Source organism: Brasilonema sennae CENA114, from assembly GCF_006968745.1.
GTDB lineage: Bacteria > Cyanobacteriota > Cyanobacteriia > Cyanobacteriales > Nostocaceae > Brasilonema > Brasilonema sennae.
The window spans coordinates 2,274,386-2,294,996 of sequence record NZ_CP030118.1 but is presented as its reverse complement, the minus strand read 5'-3'; the positions used below and the strand labels follow the sequence as shown (position 1 = coordinate 2,294,996).

The 20,611-nt window shown below is 42.7% G+C and carries 18 protein-coding genes; 2 read left to right on the top strand and 16 right to left on the bottom strand.

Translation table 11 applies throughout. The features are described 5' to 3' along the window. Positions 1 to 262: 262 nt before the first annotated feature. The 6 genes from DP114_RS09755 to infC all read right to left on the bottom strand — a co-directional run bounded on the left by DP114_RS09755 (position 263) and on the right by infC (position 6,636). Positions 263 to 1,135 (bottom strand): S-methyl-5'-thioadenosine phosphorylase, encoded by an 873-nt coding sequence (locus DP114_RS09755; protein WP_171975987.1) that lies wholly within the window; start codon positions 1,133 to 1,135, stop codon positions 263 to 265. A gap of 101 nt (positions 1,136 to 1,236) precedes the next feature. Next, a complete protein-coding gene (locus tag DP114_RS09750) occupies positions 1,237 to 2,835 on the bottom strand; it encodes a peptidoglycan-binding domain-containing protein (protein ID WP_171975986.1) in 1,599 nt (532 codons plus the stop codon). Positions 2,836 to 3,218: 383 nt separating this feature from the next. Then, the gene (locus tag DP114_RS09745) at positions 3,219 to 3,875 is read right to left on the bottom strand and encodes a hypothetical protein (protein WP_171975985.1); all 657 of its coding nucleotides are present in this window, start codon (positions 3,873 to 3,875) and stop codon (positions 3,219 to 3,221) included. A 223-nt stretch (positions 3,876 to 4,098) separates the two neighbouring features. Further along, positions 4,099 to 4,542 carry a secondary thiamine-phosphate synthase enzyme YjbQ gene (locus DP114_RS09740; protein ID WP_171975984.1) on the bottom strand — a complete coding sequence of 148 codons (444 nt, stop codon included), beginning with the start codon at positions 4,540 to 4,542 and terminating at the stop codon, positions 4,099 to 4,101. A 126-nt stretch (positions 4,543 to 4,668) separates the two neighbouring features. Then, positions 4,669 to 5,841: a pyridoxal phosphate-dependent aminotransferase gene (locus DP114_RS09735; RefSeq protein WP_171975983.1), complete on the bottom strand. Its 1,173-nt coding sequence runs from the start codon at positions 5,839 to 5,841 to the stop codon at positions 4,669 to 4,671. Between the two features lie 261 nt (positions 5,842 to 6,102). Further along, on the bottom strand, positions 6,103 to 6,636 hold the full coding sequence (gene infC, locus DP114_RS09730) for a translation initiation factor IF-3 (protein WP_169263168.1): 534 nt from the start codon (positions 6,634 to 6,636) through the stop codon (positions 6,103 to 6,105). Positions 6,637 to 7,166: 530 nt separating this feature from the next. Between infC and DP114_RS09725 the strand changes: the two genes are divergently transcribed. After that, positions 7,167 to 8,081 (top strand): alpha/beta fold hydrolase, encoded by a 915-nt coding sequence (locus DP114_RS09725; protein WP_169263169.1) that lies wholly within the window; start codon positions 7,167 to 7,169, stop codon positions 8,079 to 8,081. 305 nt (positions 8,082 to 8,386) lie between these two features. Here DP114_RS09725 and DP114_RS09720 read toward each other — a convergent pair whose 3' ends face one another. Next, positions 8,387 to 9,115 carry a Bax inhibitor-1/YccA family protein gene (locus DP114_RS09720; RefSeq protein WP_169263170.1) on the bottom strand — a complete coding sequence of 243 codons (729 nt, stop codon included), beginning with the start codon at positions 9,113 to 9,115 and terminating at the stop codon, positions 8,387 to 8,389. A 568-nt stretch (positions 9,116 to 9,683) separates the two neighbouring features. Between DP114_RS09720 and DP114_RS09715 the strand changes: the two genes are divergently transcribed. Next, a complete protein-coding gene (locus DP114_RS09715; RefSeq protein ID WP_169263171.1) occupies positions 9,684 to 10,466 on the top strand; it encodes an RNA polymerase sigma factor SigF in 783 nt (260 codons plus the stop codon). 35 nt (positions 10,467 to 10,501) lie between these two features. Here the strand turns inward: DP114_RS09715 and bchD are convergent, their stop codons facing one another. From bchD to typA, 9 genes are all read right to left on the bottom strand, one after another. After that, positions 10,502 to 12,580: a magnesium chelatase ATPase subunit D gene (bchD, locus tag DP114_RS09710; RefSeq protein ID WP_171975982.1), complete on the bottom strand. Its 2,079-nt coding sequence runs from the start codon at positions 12,578 to 12,580 to the stop codon at positions 10,502 to 10,504. A 176-nt stretch (positions 12,581 to 12,756) separates the two neighbouring features. Beyond that, the gene (locus DP114_RS36250; RefSeq protein ID WP_370460543.1) at positions 12,757 to 12,837 is read right to left on the bottom strand and encodes a DUF5710 domain-containing protein; all 81 of its coding nucleotides are present in this window, start codon (positions 12,835 to 12,837) and stop codon (positions 12,757 to 12,759) included. A gap of 14 nt (positions 12,838 to 12,851) precedes the next feature. Continuing rightward, the gene (locus DP114_RS09700) at positions 12,852 to 14,144 is read right to left on the bottom strand and encodes a hypothetical protein (protein WP_171975980.1); all 1,293 of its coding nucleotides are present in this window, start codon (positions 14,142 to 14,144) and stop codon (positions 12,852 to 12,854) included. Between the two features lie 137 nt (positions 14,145 to 14,281). Further along, a complete protein-coding gene (locus tag DP114_RS09695) occupies positions 14,282 to 15,457 on the bottom strand; it encodes an LptF/LptG family permease (RefSeq protein WP_246163096.1) in 1,176 nt (391 codons plus the stop codon). A 264-nt stretch (positions 15,458 to 15,721) separates the two neighbouring features. Further along, positions 15,722 to 16,450, bottom strand: a complete 729-nt coding sequence (lptB, locus tag DP114_RS09690; RefSeq protein ID WP_169263176.1) for an LPS export ABC transporter ATP-binding protein — start codon at positions 16,448 to 16,450, stop codon at positions 15,722 to 15,724. A gap of 29 nt (positions 16,451 to 16,479) precedes the next feature. Beyond that, on the bottom strand, positions 16,480 to 16,974 hold the full coding sequence (locus tag DP114_RS09685) for an LptA/OstA family protein (RefSeq protein ID WP_169263206.1): 495 nt from the start codon (positions 16,972 to 16,974) through the stop codon (positions 16,480 to 16,482). A 338-nt stretch (positions 16,975 to 17,312) separates the two neighbouring features. Then, positions 17,313 to 17,714 carry a DUF309 domain-containing protein gene (locus tag DP114_RS09680; protein WP_169263178.1) on the bottom strand — a complete coding sequence of 134 codons (402 nt, stop codon included), beginning with the start codon at positions 17,712 to 17,714 and terminating at the stop codon, positions 17,313 to 17,315. Next, positions 17,711 to 18,079: a ferredoxin thioredoxin reductase catalytic beta subunit gene (locus DP114_RS09675; protein ID WP_169263179.1), complete on the bottom strand. Its 369-nt coding sequence runs from the start codon at positions 18,077 to 18,079 to the stop codon at positions 17,711 to 17,713. The genes DP114_RS09680 and DP114_RS09675 overlap by 4 nt, the downstream gene beginning before the upstream one ends. Positions 18,080 to 18,564: 485 nt before the next feature. Beyond that, positions 18,565 to 20,355 (bottom strand): translational GTPase TypA, encoded by a 1,791-nt coding sequence (typA, locus tag DP114_RS09670; RefSeq protein ID WP_169263180.1) that lies wholly within the window; start codon positions 20,353 to 20,355, stop codon positions 18,565 to 18,567. Between the last annotated feature and the right edge of the window lie 256 nt (positions 20,356 to 20,611).

The window sequence follows — 20,611 nt, the reverse complement described above, 5'->3', positions numbered from 1 at the left end:
AAGAAATTCTGCCATTGGGCATTAATCGATATCTGCTATAAGACGTAAATTGCCCAAAAGGTTGCTTAGAAAAGTGTTATGACTTTAGAGGTACTTATGGGAAAGGAAACACCCTGACAGTATTGCTTCAAAACAGTAATAATGATTACCAACCAGATACTATAGATGAACGCTTCGTGTACGGCTGCAGCACGCTCCTGCGGTACGCAAAGCGTACCGCAGGCGTACGCGCAATTTTGGTGTTTGTATGATACTCTCGTTTCTAGATATACTTTTTCAACAACAACCCCAACTTTTCTTTAGTTGCTGCGGGAGCTTTATCTAAGTTTGTCAAAATCGCATGCTTTAGCGCTGAATGTGCATCACTTGAGGGTGGATTTTCGCTCAAACGCCGCACTGTTTCTTGAATGACTTTCTGAGCGTTGAGTGCATTTCGCTGCAAATTAGCAATGACCATGTCCACTGTCACGTTATCGTGATCTGGATGCCAACAATCATAATCAGTCACTAAAGCAAGCGTAGCATAGGCAATCTCTGCTTCCCGTGCTAACTTCGCCTCTGGTAAATTGGTCATTCCAATCACCGTTGCGCCCCAACTGCGGTAAAGATTGGATTCCGCCTTTGTTGAAAATGCTGGTCCCTCCATACACACATAAGTACCACCACGATGGACAGTGATATCTGGTAAGTTTTGGGAGGCAATCGCCTCTGCAACAACAACTGCCAAATTTTTACAAATCGGATCACCAAAAGCGATATGAGCAACAATCCCCTCACCGAAAAACGTTGAAACCCGATTTTTCGTTCTATCAATAAATTGATCGGGAACCACCATATCCAATGGTTTTACTTCTTCTTTCAAAGAACCGACAGCAGAAGCAGAGATCAGATACTCCACACCCAGTTGCTTCATTGCATAAATATTGGCGCGAAATGGCAACTCGGAAGGCAACAGCGTGTGATTGCGACCATGACGCGCTAAAAAAGCAACTCGTGTACCCTCTAAAGTTCCCAGTATCAAAGCATCCGATGGAGAACCAAAAGGTGTCTGGACTTGTACCTCTTCGATATTTTTGAGGGCGTCCATTTTGTATAAACCACTGCCACCAATAATCCCAATACGAGTTTCTGCCATTATCTTTAGATTACGCGAAAAGTGAGGAATCAAGTTACACAAATCAACAGTGAGGAGTTATAACTCATAACTCCTCACTCTTAGCTCATAGCTCTTAACCATTAGAAGTATTCTACCCGTGCATCTAACCCACGTGAACGTAACCACTTAGACAAATCTTCTGCTTGTGAGCGTTCTCTAAATTGTCCAGCATTGACATAGGGACCGAGTCTAGATTCAGCGCGGAAAGCTTCCGGTATATATTGACGCACTTCATTTAAAGTGTCGTTTCTAGAAATCGGGATGAGAACAACATAGCGATTCTCTTTAGGGTTCAATCCTGTAGAGTTGTTCGGGTTGTTGGTCAAACCTAATGCTTGCCAAGTTTGAAAATTGACAGATCCTGTTGTTTCTAAGCGAGAGTTTCGCTGAAATTGAACCACAGCATCTCTGGTTGCAGGACCATAAAAACCAGTGACATTACCTTTAAAAAATCCTAAATTCTGCAAACGCTGTTGTATGGTGGTCACTCGCTGACTTGTCTCACCCTGACAGATATCTCCGGTGGTCGAACAACTATAATTTTGTCCATAATTTTGGCCGTAATTTTGCCCATTACTTTGTCCATAATTTTGGCCGTAATTTTGCCCATTACTTTGTCCATAATTTTGTCCATTACCTTGTTGTGCTAAAGCTGTGCTTATTGCTCCCAAGGTTTGTGAGTCAGCAATACCGTTGGGTGTGATTTCATGATCTTGCTGAAAACGTGCTACAGCTTCTTGAGTTGTTCGACCAAAATAACCAGTTGGATTCACCCTAAAGTAGCTCAGCTGCTGCAAATCCTGTTGCAATCCTCTCACCTGAGCACCTGAGTCACCCACATTCAAAGCATTTGGTAAGCTATCTCCACCGACGCCATCTTGGTAATTGCTAACACTGACTGAGGAATTAGAGGAATTATTTGTGTCTTGGTAACTGCTAACACTGACTGAGGAATTATTTGTGTCTTGATAAGTGTTAACACTGACTGAGGAATCATTTGTGTTAAAACTGGTGCGTATTGCTTCTTCTGTTCTCGCACCAACAACACCATCAGCACGTATTCCACGTGATTGCTGGAATCTGATGACTGCTTGCTGAGTTTCTGAACCAAAATTACCTGTCACAGGACCATTAAAGAAACCTAAACGCCCTAAATTTTGTTGCAATCTAGCGACTGCTTGACCACTGCTACCTGATCGCAAATCAGTGCTAACACTCACTCGCGATCTTTGATTAGATCTTCGACTTTGACATTGAGATTGCAATAGTTGTTGAGTTCTTGCACCGACATATCCAACAGTTGGTAGTCCATTGGCTCGCTGGAACCGAATCACTGCATCCTGAGTTAAGGAAGCAAACTTACCTGTCACAGGACCTTTGTAATAGCCTAAATTGCTCAAACACCTTTGGATATTTGAGACTTGAGATCCACTACTTCCACTTCCTACTTTCTGGAGTGCGATACGCGGAGCGTCAGCCCTTTGGGCTATCGCACGCTCGGCTATACTCAAGACTACCAAAGTCAGTGTTACAGATAAAAGATGTATCGCTGCACGATTAGACAGTTTTCTCCAATTCAACCCAGCAAAAAGATTAAGAGAAAATCCCACAGCAGTATGCTCATTTCTTGTTGAGGCTTCGTTTGCTGATGCAAGCTGAAGATAACCAATTCTTTCCATAGTAGTTATTTCGGTTTGTTATCTTAGATGATTCCCCTGTTGTGAAATTGACTTCAGACAGAGTATTAGTCAGTTTTTTTATATGCAATTGTAGATACACTGCCGTGACACGTAATTCCTGACAACTTGTTTTGTAATAATTAAAATTTCATTTTTTCCGTAAAACTACGGTAGTTGTGCAAAACTTTTGCTGCTTATACCCATTCAGAAAGAAAACCTTCAAAAGGCTCTTTACTAAGGTTTCATACAGCAAGCAATCTACCCCCTGATTGAACTTAATTGCACAAAGTGATTTATACGAAGAATATACCAGGTTCTTAAGTCAATTGGTTTATCTGCCTCAAAACATATGGCGTTTATCTTACGCAGCAATTCTGTAAGATTTACTTGACATCAGTCATCATCAAATGCTCAGCCAGAATCTGCTTCACTGCATCCCGATGTGCTGATGGAATTCGTAAGCTCCGGAGTCCTGTTGATAGGAGATAGGGTGGTTGTTTGAACTCAATCGTCACGATGTTAGGTTTGTCTTGGCTCCACCAGTAGGATGTCAGTTTCTCCCACTTCACTACTGAAAGCATATAGCAGATGCCGTTTTCTCGAAACTCCAATCTACTCAATCCCATTGAAAGGAAATAAATGGCTAGCGACCAAAACAAAACCGGTTGCGATATAACTTCTAGCAGTTTAGTGTCATTCCCAAGCCCTGTTGAAATTTTATTAATCGCCGACGAAGTGTTGAAGACTGCGAACAGTGCTTCCAATACACCAACCCAAAGCATTAATTTGCTTTGTGAAAACCGTCCGACATCAAGTAGTAAAGCACCAGCCTTTCTCTTTCGCCAGTTCCAGCTTAAAAGCCATAACGCCACAAAAGCTGCAAATAGAAAATTAAAGCTTATCGACCCATATTTGCCTAGTGAACCAAGCCCTAAGGCAACGAAGAAAGCAAGCAGTATCAACAAAGCACTGCGACCCAAGCGCCTTTGAGCGGCTTGACGCCCGATTGTGCGGTAGGAAATTGCGTATGCAATTGCCATAGCGGGCAGAATAACAATCAATAATAATATTAACCCTGTAGAAAAGGACTGAAACATCATCATCTCCTTGTATCTACATAACCTATTTGTAGAATGCGTTAAGTTCTAATCTACTATATATAGGAGCCAATTCTGTTAGGATATGCAGTCTCTATCCTACTTGCTTGCTATGTGAGGTTCTTGCCAAAAACCCAGAATTGAGCTTGAACTCCTAACTCATCACTCACGACTCCCCAGAAATTTGACAAAAGATAGTCCTTTTACGTGGTCCATCTAACTCAAAGAATAAAACAGATTGATAAGTTCCCAAAGCTAATTTTCCATCCACAATCGGAATAACTTCACTCGTACTTAAAGTCATTGCCATTAAGTGAGAATGGGCATTCATTGGTTCATCTGGAGGAATATTTTCTCTTAAGTGTAGGTCGTTATGTAAGTATCGATCTGATTCTGGTGCTAGTTTGTGCAAATAAACTTTGACATCTTGTAACAATCTTTCTTCATATTCATTAATAGCCAATGCCGTCGTTGTGTGGCGCGAAAAGACCAAAGCTTGACCATTCTTAATTGAGGTTGATTCTATCAACTCTTGAATCTGTAACGTAATATTATGAATATTTATTCCTTGTTTTGTTTCGATTTCTATAAAATGATTAACAATTGGCATACAGTTAATTTTGTGTTTTTAATTTTGCAAGTTATTAAGATGAAAATGTTCCACAAAATACAAGTCTTGTGGATAAAGTTTATTTTTTGACTGATTTCTAGTTTAAAGGTAGTGTGTCGCACTGCGTTAATGCACCTTACATATTTTTTGCAAACCCCTCACCAAGCGTTCAATTCCTTCTTTTGCTGTCTGTTTTTGTAGCGCACCGTAGGCGACGCGGAGATAGCATCCATCATCCATCCCAAAGCTTGTACCAGGTATCACTGCGACTTGATGTTCGCGGATGAGTCGTTTGACAAGTTCAAAGCTATCCACTTGAGTATGAACTTTCAGGAAAAAATAGAAAGCACCATCAGCAGGAGCAATGGTACACAAGTCTTGTAAGCTGTTGAGGGAATCAAGTACGACTTGTCTTACTTGGGCGATCGCCGCAATATGATTCTTCAAATAGTCGTCTTTGGCTTGTAACGCCCCCAAAGCTGCATACTGGGAAATCACAGGCGGACAAATCAGAATCGTGTCTTGAACTTTTTTGACGGGGACAAGCAGGTGTTTGGGGATAACCATGTAACCAATACGCCAGCTAGCAAAACCATAAGCTTTGGAAAGGCTATAGAGAGAAATCGTGTACTTGCTACTTCCAGCAAATGCACCGGGAGATATATGTTTCACTCCGTTGTAGGTAAAGTATTCATAGGCTTCATCGCTGATGTGGTAGATACCGCGATCATGACAAATTTGATTCACTTGCTGCAACGCTTGTTCTGAATACACAGCACCTGTGGGATTATTAGGGGAAATCGTCACCACTGCTTGTGTTTTTGGAGTGATAGCAGAGGCGATCGCCTCTGGACGCAGTTGGTAATTTTCATCACATTTGACGACTACCGGACGACAACCCGCCATAGTAATCGCCATTTCATGGTTGAAATAGTAAGGCGTATTGAGAATAACTTCATCTCCCACCGAAGTGATAGCAAGAACAGCATTCATAAACGCCATATTGCTACCTGCTGTCACAACGATGCAGTTTTCCTCATTGATTTCAATACCATTAAAGTCTTGTAGTTTTGCTGCTAATGCAGTTTGTAATGGAGAAATTCCCTCAACCGCTTTGTATAAATGATTAGTTGGTTCAGCTAGGAACTTGGGCAAAAGTTCTATAGCTTCGGGTGGTGGACTATAAGAAACAACACCCTGTCCCAAAGAAATAGTACCAGGACAGCTTTGAATCAGTTCCGCGACAACTGGAATAATAGGCGACTGCACCGCCTGCATCCGAGAGATAAGAGATTCCATGCGATATCACATTTAAAATAAGTTCAATTTTCTCTTAAAAGTTAATCTTATATGCGAGTCCAATTTGAGTTGTGAAATTAAGGATTGGATTTAAATCAGCATAATGAGGAAGCATCTGCCTCATCTCCTACTTTTATTCACGAACGCGAGTGCGTGCCCGTAGAACTTATCATTTAGAATGACGCTAAATAAAACTGGGGGAAACTTCACCAACGGAAGTATCCCCCCTTGTCTGATTTGCTAAGTTTGCTTATTTCTTGATTACTTCTTGGGTGAGATGAGCATCATCATGTTCCGCCCTTCTTTTTTGGGCATTTGCTGAACTTCGCCTAATGCTTCTAAATCTGTTGCCATTCGCTTGAGCAATTTTTCTGCCATGTCGCTGTGTTGAATTTCGCGACCTCTGAACATCACAGTTGCTTTGACTTTATCCCCGTCTTTGAGAAAACGCTCTGCTTGCTTAACTCGTACATTGTAGTCGTGTTCTTCAATCTTGTAACGCATCTTCACTTCTTTGACATCAGCAGTGTGCTGCTTTTTCCGGGCTTCTCGTGCCTTCTTCTCTTGCTCAAACTTGTATTTCCCATAGTCCATAATCCGACAAACCGGAGGCTCTGCCTTATCACTCAGCAGCACTAGGTCAAGTTCTTTTTCCTCTGCTAGTTGTTGTGCTTCTTGTGGGGTCAGGATTCCTAACTGAGAACCATCAGTATCAATAACCCGAATTTTCGGGAAGCGAATTCGTTCGTTAATTTGGGGCAGGTCGCGATTTCTTTTTCTTTCAATCACTGACATGATTTGTGGGAGCTATTTGTTAAGAAAGTGACTTAGTTGTTTGTTGTATGCCTCAGAAGTGAAATACTAAAATCACTGAGGACTAGAAAATGAACCTATAGTTCTAGGGTAGCTAATCCCTAGAGCAGTTTCATTGTCTTCGTTGTATCTGCCATTTTACTCATTTTGAAAGGATTTCTGTCCAATCGTTAATCTAAGTTACAGAATAGTAGCAATTTTTAATGATTGTAACACTTTCTATAAAACCATTGACTTTGTTGGTTTTCAGTGTTCGTAAAAAATGCCGTTTCAGATAATACAGTATTTAGATGATAAGCATATTTTGATGTTTGCTTATAAATAGTATTGGCTCGGTATTGATTCTAAGCAAAAAAAGGTCGAAATGCACCTAGTCTAGAATATATTTAAAGACTATCAACTTTCGCCTGCACTATTGGTACCAACTCTGCACAGATTTAGCCGCAAGGAGTTGAGCTAACTTTGACAAAGTGAAATGAAAAGTTTTTCTGTACGATAAATTGGAGAAAAGCGTGGATACTATCGTGGACTGGCAGCAACGGGTTGGCAATCAAAGAGACTGGGTTTGGAGAGGCTGGCAAACTCGCTACACATACATTCGTCCTGCTCTAAACAATCGCAAGACAACTCCCTTGATTCTGCTACACGGATTCGGTGCATCTATCGGTCATTGGCGACAGAATTTAGAAGTACTAGGCGAACACCATACTGTTTACGCCCTTGATATGTTAGGTTGGGGCGCTTCTGAAAAAGCTCCCGTAAATTACAGCGTACATCTTTGGGCAGAACAGATTTACGATTTTTGGAAAACATTTATCTGTCAACCAGTTGTACTCGTAGGTAACTCTCTTGGTTCACTTGTTTGCTTGGCAGTCGCAGCTGCTCATCCAGAGATGGTGCAAGGTGTCGTTATGATGAGTTTGCCTGATCCATCATTGGAGCAAGAAGCGATTCCTCCCATTCTACGACCTGTTGTCATGGGAATCAAAAATCTAGTTGCTTCACCACTGTTGCTTAAGCCTTTATTCCAGTTCTTACGCCGACCAAACGTAGTACGTCGCTGGGCTAGTATTGCCTATGCTAACCCAGAGGCGATCACCGATGAACTGGTAGAAATTCTGGTTGGTCCTTCTGGGGATCGAGGTTCTGCCCGTGCTTTCACAGCCTTGTTGAAAGCTACCATTGGTATTAACTTTAGTCCTAGCGTTAAGACAGTATTGCCAACCTTACAAATTCCCATGCTTCTGATTTGGGGGCAAAAAGACCGATTTATTCCCCCTGCACTTGCGACTCAATTTGCTAATTTTAACGAAAAGTTGGAACTGCTTAACTTAGAAAATGTGGGACATTGTCCTCACGATGAATGCCCAGATGTGGTGAACAAGGCGATTTTAGATTGGATTAAATCAGTGAACAGTGAACAGTGAACAGTGAACAGTTATCAGCGGGTCAATAAATCGCTTCCTCTGTTTACTGCTTTTGACCGGGACGATTTTAGATTTTAGATTGGGGTTAGTCGGTACAAGCCCCGTCCTTCTAGGACGGAATTAATTCCTCAATTCAAAATCCGCTCATTTTCAAGCTCCTCACCTTTAGCTTGGGCTGAGCGCAGCCGAAGCCGGTGGAGTCAATTCCATTATCCAAAATCCAAAATCCAAAATTCAATAAAAACCGTGATTTGGAAAGTCAAACCACGGCTGATTTTGTTTTGAGACAAAAAACTTCAATGTACTTAATCGCGGCTGTTAAAAGCAAGAATCAATCGCAAGATAAAAACAAACAAATTGATATATGTTAAGTACATTGATAAAGCAGCAGGCAGGTATTGGTCATTGCGGTAGGTGCGTGGCAGGATGTAGAAATCTACAACTGATGCACCAACAAAGAGAAATACGCCCAAACCTGAGATGCCAATTTCTAACCAGTTCGGTGTGTAAACACCAAAAATACTGAATAAAAATTGCACACCGACTACAGCAACTAAGGCAATTACCCCCAGATTAATCGTTTTCGTCAATGCCATACCATCTTGCTCAGAAAGATTTGAGCCAATTTGACGAGCAACGATAAAAGTCACACCACAACCAAGAGCGGCGAATCCAACACCTTGAATACCAACACCTGGGGTTCTCAGTGCTAAGTAGATTAAACCACTAATTGTGTATCCAGTGAGCAGACTGTATGTTGCTAATAGAGGCAGTGCAACTTTGTTATTGCCTTTTTCGGCAACATTCTGGGCAACGAAGAACAAAATCAACTGTAGAATGACTGCACCAAAGAAGGTCGGCAAGAACAATTGAGGGTTAGCACGGTTGACACTCAATCCACCGTATGCCCCTAATGCTGTTAGCACTAGTCCGCCGCCTACAAAAGGAAGAGCGTTGGCAATGACATTGGGACCGACTAGGGCTTGAGTTTTCGCCTGACGAATTGCGTCACGGAAGTTACTGGTATTGCTCATATTTCACACTTATTTTCTAGTTAGTTGAGCATTTGTGTTTCTTTCCATTTTTACTGATAACCAGAGCTAGTAGCCATAAAGATAATTCCCAGGAGTGAGTTAACGCCCAACGTTAGGGGTGTGAGGGTGTAAGGGTGTAAAAGGATGAAAATATAAATGCATTTCCCCTATACCCCTACACCCTTACACCCCTTCTTGGAACACCACTTGCCACCTCGACAGGAAGCCCAAGAGTGGCTCTACAACAAAACGGCAGTTTGCATGCACCGAAGGGAACTTTCACACGGTGAGACAGCGCTGCAGGAGGGTTTCCCTCCGTAGGCGACTGCGAACCCGAAGGGCGCTGGCTTCTCAGTATTCACAACTCAGCACTTTGTTAATTTACCACAACTAAAAAATCCGAGTTTTTTACCCGTGAAAACACTTAGATTTGGAAAAGACTATTAACAATTTCAGTAAAACAACGAATGGTTTCTACAAGAGTTCCTAAGGAAAATAATAACAGCTGTAATGGAGATTTACACTACTTTATTTTTCCCAAAAAAGGACTTCTTAAAAAGGAATTTATATGGCAGCAAATCAGTACTATATGCAATCTGATGGTATAGAATTACTACGAGCATACTACCAGAATCCTTCTGTTAAACTTCGTAATGAACTTGTACAAATGCATACTGGCTTAGTGCGCAAGATGGCTCATAAATTCAGTTATCAATGCAACGAGCCTTATGAAGATTTAGAGCAAGTCGGTTATTTAGGTTTAATAAGAGCAATTGAGCGTTTTGATCCGAGCCAAGGATATGCTTTTAGTTCTTTTGCTGTGCCTTACATTCGAGGTGAAATGCTGCACTTTTTACGCGATCGCTGTACCCTCTTAAAAATTCCGCGTCGTTGGCAAGAACTCTATAACGAAGGGCAAAAGGTTCGCAAAGAATTGGCACTGACTTTAGGTCGTCCTCCCAAAGATTTAGAAATTGCAAGCAAACTCAAGGTCTCTCCCCAAGAATGGCAACAGACAAAATTAGCTGCTCAGAACCGTATGCCTTTGAGTTTAGATGCTACTGTTATTCAGTCTATTGATTGTCAAATCACTCTAGGTGAAGCACTTCCTTGTCACCGTTCTGCTAGTTTGCAACAACAACACGAAGAACGGCAACAACTTCAAGGGGCAATAAGTATGTTGGAAGAAAAGCCCCGCATGGTAGTAGAAATGGTATATTTGAATGAATTTTCTCGCAAAGATGCCGCGAACAAAATTGGTACCAGTCCAATGACAGTTACGCGATATTTGCAAAAGGGAGTTCAAGATTTAGTCTCTATGTTAAAAACCCAAGCAGTGCCAGCAGGGTGATGATGTTTATTTAAAAAAGTATGGAAGTGCTGACATCAACGAGATTTTAAATCAGCAATTGCTCCTTTTGTCATTGCAGCAATAGCTTTATCTGTGGCTTTGGGCAAATGGTAATACTTGCCTCCTGCTGTCTTTGCTAACTCCTTAGCAAATCCAGTAGAAACAAATTTACTTTCTGTATCAATAACTAATAACTGCATTCCCAAAGCACGCATTCTAGCAGCAATTTCTAACAATTCTGCTTTGATATCTGGTTTTTGTCCACTTTCTTGCGGTTCACCCAAAGAACGCGACAAAGGAATATTGCCGCGTCCATCGGTTATCGCTACAATCACAACTTGTCCAATATCTCCGCTCATTTGGGCATTCAAACCGACGCGTACAGCTTGGGTTAAACCATGAGCCAGTGGTGAACCACCACCACAGGGTAATCTTTCCAAACGGTTGCGCGCCAAAGCAATAGAACGTGTGGGGGGTAACAATACCTCTGCTTGTTCTCCTCGGAAAGGAATCAAAGCCACTTGGTCACGGTTTTGATATGCTTCTGTCAGGAGTTGCATCAGCGCACCTTTAGCAGACTGCATCCGGTTCAGCGCCATTGAACCTGAGGCATCTACCACAAATACTATTAAAGCACCTGCTTTGCGTACCAAGCGCTTGGCTCGAATATCACTTTCTTCTACAAAGACGCGCCGTTCTCTTGAGGAAGAGGATGCATTATCTCGTCTGTTCTCATACCGCTGCCGTCGTGCTTTCTGATACGGTGCTGCCGAACGAAGTGTGGCATCTACGGCAATGCGTTGCACTTTTCCTTTCGGCAACATTGGCTTGATGTAACGTCCCCGGTCTTCGGAAAAGATTAAACTACGACTGCCAGACTTACCTCGCCGCTGCGCCATCTGAGCAAAATAAAGCACACTAGGATCAAGAACGACTCCTTCAGGATCAAAGATAAACTCTTCAGGGATACCAGGCGGTTCTTGTTCTGGCTGTTCTTGATTTTCCTCTTGTTCTTGTTCGGAATTATCTTCGTCGGGTTCCTCCTGATCTTGTGGTGGAGGTGGAGGCGGTGGCGGTGGTTCTTCTTGGGGTGGCGGTGTCTGCACAACAGTCGCCCGTGGGACTATCACAAGTTCCACAGCACGCCGCAAATCCTCCGCGTTCACTTGTGTGCGTCCATCCAAAGCAGCAGAGGCTTTGGCAACACGTACGGCGAATAACTCAGCGCGGTGTCCCTGCACGCCTCCACGAATTGCTTCTTCTACTAGGTAGGAAATTTGTTGGTGGGTGATGGAAACGTCTTTTAACCATTCCCGCGCCAAGATGATTTGGGTTTTGAGGTTGTCTAAGTCTTCGCTATACTGTTGGAGAAATTCTTGAGGAGATTGGGAGTAAGCAATAGCTTGCTCGACTGCTTGGACTCTTTGATCTAAACCGAGGACACCATCAGCGCTGAGGGCGATCGCAATTCTATCTAGTAAATGTTCCCGCAATGCTCCTTCTTCTGGGTTATAAGTCGCGATAAATAAGGGTTTGCACCGATGCTGAAAACTAATGCCCTCGCGTTCAATTTGGTTGCGTCCCTCAGATAATACTGTTAAAAGCTGATTCGATATTTGGTCATCTAATAAATTGATTTCATCTATGTAGAGAACGCCTCGGTTTGCTTGGGCGAGTAAACCTGGTTGAAAGATAGTTTCCCCGAGTTTAACAGACTGTTCTACATCCACAGAACCCAAGAGTCTGTCTTCTGTGACTCCCAAAGGAATTTGTACAAAAGTTGTGGGGATGATTTCGGTTTTTACCTCGCTGCTTCCATCTTCGCTTGTAGGGAGACTGAGGGAGGAATCTGCCAAAAGTTGGTCATCCCATTCTTCTGGACGGTTGGGATCGCAATTGCTGATAGAACCAGATACAACTTCAATAGGTGGAAGTAGGCTATGAATAGCGCGCGCCATTACAGATTTTGCCGTACCGCGACGACCGGCGATCGCGACTCCTCCCAACCCCGGATCTACCGCAGCAAGCAGCAAGGCTAATTTAATCGCTTCTTGACCGACTACGGCTGTCAGGGGAAAAGCAGTACTAAGAGGGATGGTGGTAGGCGCAGGCATAGTTTAAGTCATAGCTAGTCCAGCTTTCTAGGATACCAAATAATAGCGCGGTGCAGGCGCTACAGTTATCTAAAACTGCTCAATTCCCTGCTCTGTTACCACGTCTGGGCGATGAAGAATGACTCGATATCCCAAATGGCTCTAGATAGGTAATATCTAAATCCCATTCATGCTGGCTAGCTAGCATCCCATCTTGCACCGAGTTTTTTGGCTTGATCTTTTTGTTGATATGGAACATTTAGATAGGTTCGTGCCATAGATCTTACGGATACTAGTACCTATTTATCTGTCCGCCACCAGTATACTGTCCGGGAATCTGAGGAAAAGATGGATCAAGATACTGCGGTATTGGAGCTGGGGCTTGCTGTGAGCCTATATTTCCATAATTATTGGACGTGGGTGGCGTATTATTAATAACGCCACTTTGATTGGGGGTATAGTTGGGAGCACTGAGTGTATTCGAGGACGGAGGTACTACTAATGTTGGTTGTGTTACATTAGACAATGGCTGAGCAGTATTTATGTTATTCAACCTATTGTTGATAACTTGGTTAAGAAGAATAGCCCTGCTATTAGGAACTGCACTTGGAGTTTGCGGTATGCCTACAGGTGCTAATTGAGGTTGAGGATAAGCTGTTCCAGGAATGGAAGTTTGTAGTTGGTTTGCAGTTGGTGGTTGTATATAACTTGTTCCACCAGATAAATTTTGTGGTTGCGGATTATTGAAACTTGGTTGGGGGTAAGCTGTTCCAGGAGTAGTTCCTGGTTGTATGTAATTGGTTCCAGAAATCGCTCCCGGCTGCGTAGAACCTGTTCCTATGTTCAGAGGATTGATTGTGTTTGTATTAAAGTTAGTGCTTGGAACAACAGTCTGACTGCTTCTGTTTTCAGTGGATAGTAAAGATGATGGCTCAAGAGGGTATCTCTGAGTTGAGGTGATACGATTTGAGTTTGTAGATTGTTGGCTCTTTATTTGGTTAAGCGCTGTTTGCAAGGCACTTTCTGAGACGCCGTTTTGATTAGAAGTGGTTTGAGTCGCTAATCCCGTTCCCAAACTCGGAGCTAAGGCATTCACTCCTAGTGAATTGCTACCATTTTGAAGATTTTTAAATTGTAATAAACTCTGTGCTTGTGCTAGGAATGGATTTTCCAACTCTAGAACGGGTGTAGAATTACCGTCCTTGACATTAAGCTTTAATTTACTATCACTTGTAGAAGTCTGGGTGTTGCTATTTAAAGCTTCTAATAAACTTTTGCTGTTTTTTGCTTGAGTGTTTTGTTTGGAGGCGAGATTTTTGGCTGGATACGGAACTGGTGGTAAATTATTAATATCCGGTGTTATTGGGCTGTCTTCCTTTGAAACAGAGGAATTGACAGGCTTGTTATCCGCAACTTGATTTTTTTGCCATTGAGTCAAAAAGTCGGGGTTTGTCCAGTATTCTTTGATACCCAGTCCTACGACAGATAAAAAAATTGCTGTTCCCCAAAAACTAGGTCGTGCTAAATACCATAACCTAGCTTTGAGATAGCGTAAGTAGGCGGGAGGATGGTGGTGGCGTGACATGGGCAATATAGTCTAAGTTTACAAATAAATTGGTAAAAGAAAAAAGGTTTAGACCAGCGGTTTTAATGCGAGTTTTTTTATCCTACCTACTCCACAATTGTAATTTATTAACCCCAGGTGTGATTGTTGTCAAAAAACTATTTTTGTGCAACTCGCCTCAATAACAAGAAACCTACACCAAATCCCAGAAAGTTACACATCCAAGCAGCTACCAAGGGAGAAAGGATACCAGCTTCTCCTAAAGCACCAGTAATAAACCAAAGCAAATAATAACTAAAAATAACTATGACACTGATGCCAAAACTTGTCCCTTTTCCAGTACGCTGAGGTACGGTTCCCATTGCTGCACCGACCAAACCAAAAACGACACAGACAAATGGTAAGGAAATTTTTTGTTGAATCCTGACTTGGAGTTTGCGAATTTTGTGCTCATCACCACCGAGACGTTCAACCTCTAGTTGTTCCAGTGCTTGACCAATGTTCATCTCGCCATAGTCTCGGCTTTTCTGTGCCAAATCAAGAGCAGTCCGAGGCAATTTTATTTGTTGGTGTTCAAACCTGAGAATGTTACGATAAGAGCGGTCAGGGGCGACTAAATAGATGGTACCGTTGTGAAAATCCCAGACATTTTGAGATGGATTCCACTCGCCTGATTCTGATACAATGATTTGACTCACACCTTGTGTAGAACGGTCAATAATTGTCAAACCTTTCATCTCTTTACCGTCAAATTCATCAGCGTAAAACAAGCGTGTTAAGATTTTACTATTTCCACTACCATCCTTTTTTTTTACCTTCTGGTATTCGGGGTAAAAAATGTTTTGCCGCTTAACAATAGTTGGAGTTTCGGACTTGAGAGCCGCATTCAATATTTGAGTTGCTCGGTATTTGGATGCTGGTGCAAGCTGTTCGTTAAACACAAATGTCATTCCTGTAACGATCAAACTCAACATCACAGCAGTGAGTACCATGCGATACACACTAACTCCGCAGCCGCGTAAAGCTACAAGTTCGCTATCGCTGGAAAGACGACTGTAAGTCATCAAAGTAGCCAGGAGCGTGGACATGGGGAAAGCTAAAACGATAAACTCTGGCATAGTTAACATAAAAACTTGAGCGGCGATGCTTATCGGTAATCCGGATTCCACGATTTTCCGTATTAGCTCGAACATAGCATCTATTGTTACGCCAATTGAAGCGAAAGCCCCAACACCAAACAAAAATGTTGGCAACAATTCCCTCGCCAGGTAGCGATCCATTATAGAAAAAGGGAGCAGCGAATTGATGGTGTAGAAAGACTTAAATTTAGGCATTAGTTATTAGTTATTAGTTATTAGTCATTAGTCATTGATACTAGGTTTTTTGTCACGATTCATCAAACATTTATGCACTATACTATGCAAACTCAAGTGAGAAATCCTGGTTTCGGGTAGCAACAATTTCAGCCACAAGAAGATTTAAGCATCAAAAATGTAGCAGTTATCAAAATAAATCGTAAACAAAATAAAGCCAGATTACGAAATTTTAATTAAAAACAGTAAATATAAAAGTTTTTTTATTTTTAATTGATTTTTTATTTACGCTTGGAAGTTATCGCCCAGATAGTATTGCCGCACAAGGGGGTTATTGTAGAGTTCTTTGGAGGTACCGGAGGCAAGGATTTGCCCCTCACGCATAATATATCCGCGATCTGTGATGGCTAGAGTTTCGCGGACGTTATGATCGGTGATTAAAATGCCCATATCGCGATCGCGCAGTTGCGCGACAATTTGCTGAATTTCTGAGACTGCTATGGGATCAACTCCTGCAAATGGTTCATCTAAAAATAAAAATTTTGGTCCTTCTTTACCAGCAGCCAACGCCCTTGCCAATTCTGTCCGGCGTCTTTCACCTCCAGAAAGTTGAATTCCTTTGTTGTTGGCTACTTTTTCTAAACGAAACTCCCGCAACAAGGTATCCACTCGCCTTGCCCAATCCCAGCTTGGCACATTTGTTTGTTCTAGCACCAAAAGAATATTATCTCGCACGCTGAGTTGACGAAAAACACTTGCTTCTTGTGCCAAATAACCAAGGCCTAGTCGCGCCCTTCTGTGCATTGGTAGCGGAGTCATATCTACATTGTCTAACCAGACTTTTCCCTTATCTGGTTTTTCTAAACCTGTGGCTATGTAAAAAGTCGTCGTTTTACCAGCGCCATTAGGACCAAGTAACCCAACGATTTCGCCTTGGGCGACTGAAAGGTTGACGCGATTGACAATGACTCGCTTGCCATAAGTTTTATGAACATTTTCTAAGACAATTTTCACCCTCTGCCGTCCTTTATGAGTTATCTGTGCTAATTAGATTTTTTCACAGGTGCTGTTGCAGGAGCAGATCCAGGAGTTTGGTTATTCTCGTTAACCAGATAAATAGATTCTACTTGACTACCTTGCTTGGGTGTAGCAACAAATCGCGCTTCATCAATTAGATACGTTACTGAGTCAGCCTTAATGCTATTGCCTCCTTGTTGCAAAACATAGACGTTGCCACTAAGAATAATCTGACGTTCGCGGGTAAAGTATTGTGCTTGGGCAGCTGTTGCTTGAATACCTCGTGCGGGATAAGACAGTTCCACTTCACCGCGAATAGTTGCCACTTGTGTCTTAGAGTTATACTCTTGTACCTTTCCACGGATGTAAAGAGGACGATTTTGCTGAGCTTTTTGAGTTTGTGCAGTAGCTCTTTGCAGTTGGCTCGGAAAGGTCATTGACCCCAGAAGCACAACTGGTACTATTAAAGCTAGTGCCAAACGACGTATGTGAAACTGAGGCAATTGATAGTGGGGCATGATAGCAATTTATAGTTTCTGATTTTTGATTGTTATTCCAATTTTCTCAACTACTTTAACCACAGATCATAAAATACGCATTTTGGGCTATTCGAGGATAGCTGCTGGCTAAAACTAGGAGTATTGACGCTGTCTCGACTTTTAAGGTTTCATTTGTTAGAAACGCCGGAATAGGGAACACGGAACAGGGAACAGGGAGGTGTTTGTTTCATCCATAACGGATTGCAATCCCTGCCCATGGGGTGCTATCAGAGCACACAGATTTGCATGCACTGCCACCTAGGTTGAATCTACAGTATTTTAATAATTTTTAATATTTCTTTAATTTTTTTTTTAATTCTTTACGTATTTTCATTATTAACTCTGATAATCCTAGGCAAGGGTAAACCTTCATCTTGACCGAGGTTAAGAGCGGCAATCTTTTCTGGCTCTGTGAGTTGTAATGCCTTCAACAATGCCGCACTCTGAATTAATAATTCGTCTACATCAATGCCGCCATATTCTGATGGGTAACGTCGCAAGCGATTGCTACCCTCACCCAACAAAATGACCGCACCACGTAAATTTTTGTTGCCTAAATGATAAAATGCTACGGCAATTTGCAAAATGCCTTGATAAAAAGTTTTGTCTGGCTCTGTTGCTTCAATCCACAGAGCCTCCAAGGTATCATGACAAGCATAATACTCCCCAGTATTAAACTGCTCTACACCTTGCCAAAACTCATCAGGCATTTCTTCGTTCATCCCATACCATCTCGTACTTCCTTAATTGTTTCTAAAGAAATTTCTTGCTTATCACCAGCGAAATCATTATCTGATGTAAGGAACAGCATGCAGTGACATTCTTTGCGCTCCCGCATTGGTACGCATGGACAGTTCCAAAAAGTAGCTTTGACTTCCGCTTGTTTGTCTTCATAATGGCGACATGGACACAAAGGAGCTCCGATTTCATCTTTGTGCTTGGCAAGTCCTTCAATCACAACTGCGGTAACAGAAGGTTCAGAACAGAAGTACGTTCCAGTACGCTTGGCGTATTGTTCCGAAAAATGCCGCATCGCCTCTAGGCTATGTTCGCTGGATTTTGTTGTGTTAACCTCTGGTGAAATCATGGGATCGGCCATTCATAATTTAAACATTTCTTTGCATTGTACCGCAGCCTACGGGAGCTATAACTAGGGAGGACTCCCCTTCTTTGAAGCGATTTGAAATTTTGTAAAATGTGTGTTAAGGCGCGAGTTCGTGACTCAAGGGTTAGGACACAAGGCAGATTTCACTATTTTGAATTGACAAAAACTGTATGGGGAGCAGAGCATCGTAGAATCGGCAGAATCTGGACATCACATCATAGTTACCGTTTCCTCGCACCCAATTGAAATTTTCATGGGTGAAATTTGAATGCATTTTATAGCGATAGATTCTTGCGGTAGACATACATAGGACTTACGCACGAGTTACTAATGAACTTGACTGTGAGATTGCTTTGTGACGTCGCAATGACACAACTACGTTACTTTTGCATAAGTCCTGATACACAAAAAGTGCTGAGCCTTAAGTGAGATGTCCTCAAAACTCAGCACTCAGCATTTCATAGTGTCTAGCGTTTCGCTAACTTCTTCGCCAACTTCCGCAGACGAATTGACTGAGGAGTCACTTCCACCAATTCATCTGGTCCAATGTACTCTAAAGCACGCTCTAGACTCATATCGACTGGTGCTTGCAACTGTACCAGTTCATCACCGCCAGCTGCACGGTGGTTGGTCAGTTGCTTCGTCTTGCAGACGTTCAATTCCAAGTCTTGGGGACGATTGTGTTCTCCGACAATCATGCCTCTGTAAACTTTCGTACCTGGAACAATAAAGAATACACCTCTATCTTCGGCGTTCTTCATGGCGTAGAAGGTGGAAACGCCTTCCTCAAATGAGATTAAGACACCTTTGTTACGGGCTTCAATATCACCAGTGATAGGACGGTAGTCAAGGAAACTGTGGTTCATGATACCTTCACCACGAGTCATACGCATGAATTCACCGCGAAAACCGATTAATCCACGGGCGGGGATGACAAACTCTAGCTGGGTGCGTCCGTTACTACCCACTTGCATATCTTGCATTTCGCCTTTGCGTTGTCCCAGTCGCTCAATGCAACTGCCAACGGCATCTTCAGGAATGTCTAATACCAGAAGTTCGTAAGGTTCGCAAGGTTGCCCGTTGACTTCGCGGTAAATCACCTGTGGCTGGGATACTTGAAACTCAAAACCTTCGCGGCGCATGGTTTCTATTAAGATCCCTAGGTGGAGTTCTCCACGACCGGAAACCAAGAATTTATCGGGGGAGTCGGTTTCTTCAACGCGTAGGGCGACGTTAGTTTCTAGTTCGCGAAGGAGGCGATCGCGCACTTGTCGTGATGTCACCAACTTTCCTTCTTGACCTGCAAAGGGCGAATCATTCACCCAGAAGGTCATTTGCAATGTCGGTTCATCTACCTTAATCAGTGGCAATGCTTGGGGTTCGTTCGGGTCAGTAATCGTTTCCCCAATGTTGGCATCAGCAAACCCTGACACAGCTACGATATTGCCAGCGGAAGCTTCTGTGATTTCAATGCGCTTCAGCCCTTCAAAGCCCATCAATTTGGTGATTTTTGCCTTGACAACTTCGCCGTTTTCTTTTACCAAACCCGCTTGTTGTCCCATGCGGATGATGCCATTGTGAATTTTGCCAATGACAATCCGTCCCAGATACTCAGAATAATCTAGGGTTGTGACTTGTAGTTGCAGTTGCTTGTCGGCGTCACCCACTGGTGCTGGTACATGGCGCAGGATAGCTTCAAATAGTGGCTGCATATCCTTGGCTTCATCTTCCAACTTTTCTTTGGCATAGCCACTTATACCAGAAGCAAACAGATAAGGAAAATCACACTGATCATCATCTGCCCCTAGTTCCAGAAACAGATCCAGCACTTTATCTGTGGCACCATGTGGGTCTGCTTGGGGACGGTCGATTTTATTAACGACAACGATGGGGCGCAGTCCTTTTTCCAGGGCTTTTTTCAAGACAAAGCGTGTTTGAGGCATGGGACCTTCGTTGGCATCAACAATGAGAATGCAACCGTCAACCATGCCGAGTACACGTTCTACTTCACCACCGAAGTCAGCGTGTCCAGGCGTATCAACAATGTTGATCAGCGTCTCTCCATAGTGAACCGCAGTATTTTTGGCAAGAATTGTAATTCCCCGTTCCCGTTCTAGGGCGTTGGAGTCCATGACGCAATCCGGAACGTCTTCTCCTTCACGGAAGATGCCGGATTGTTTGAGGAGAGCATCAACAAGGGTTGTTTTGCCGTGGTCAACGTGGGCAATAATAGCGACGTTACGGATTGGGAGCGTCATAATAGAGCGTTTGGATAAAATTAGCGTGGGGATTTTAGAACTTACATCTAGTGGAGGAATGTTATAACAGAATTCCGGTAGTTTGATAAATTCTGTAAACAACCCTTAACAATTCTATATTAACTCTTTATGGTTGAAGTGTTTTTGCGAATCACCAAGATGCTAAGGACGTAATAGATTGGATGTTATGCTGGCAACACCGTGATATAAACCACTTGCGCTCCCGTATCCTGTGACCAAATCAAGCAGGGGTGCA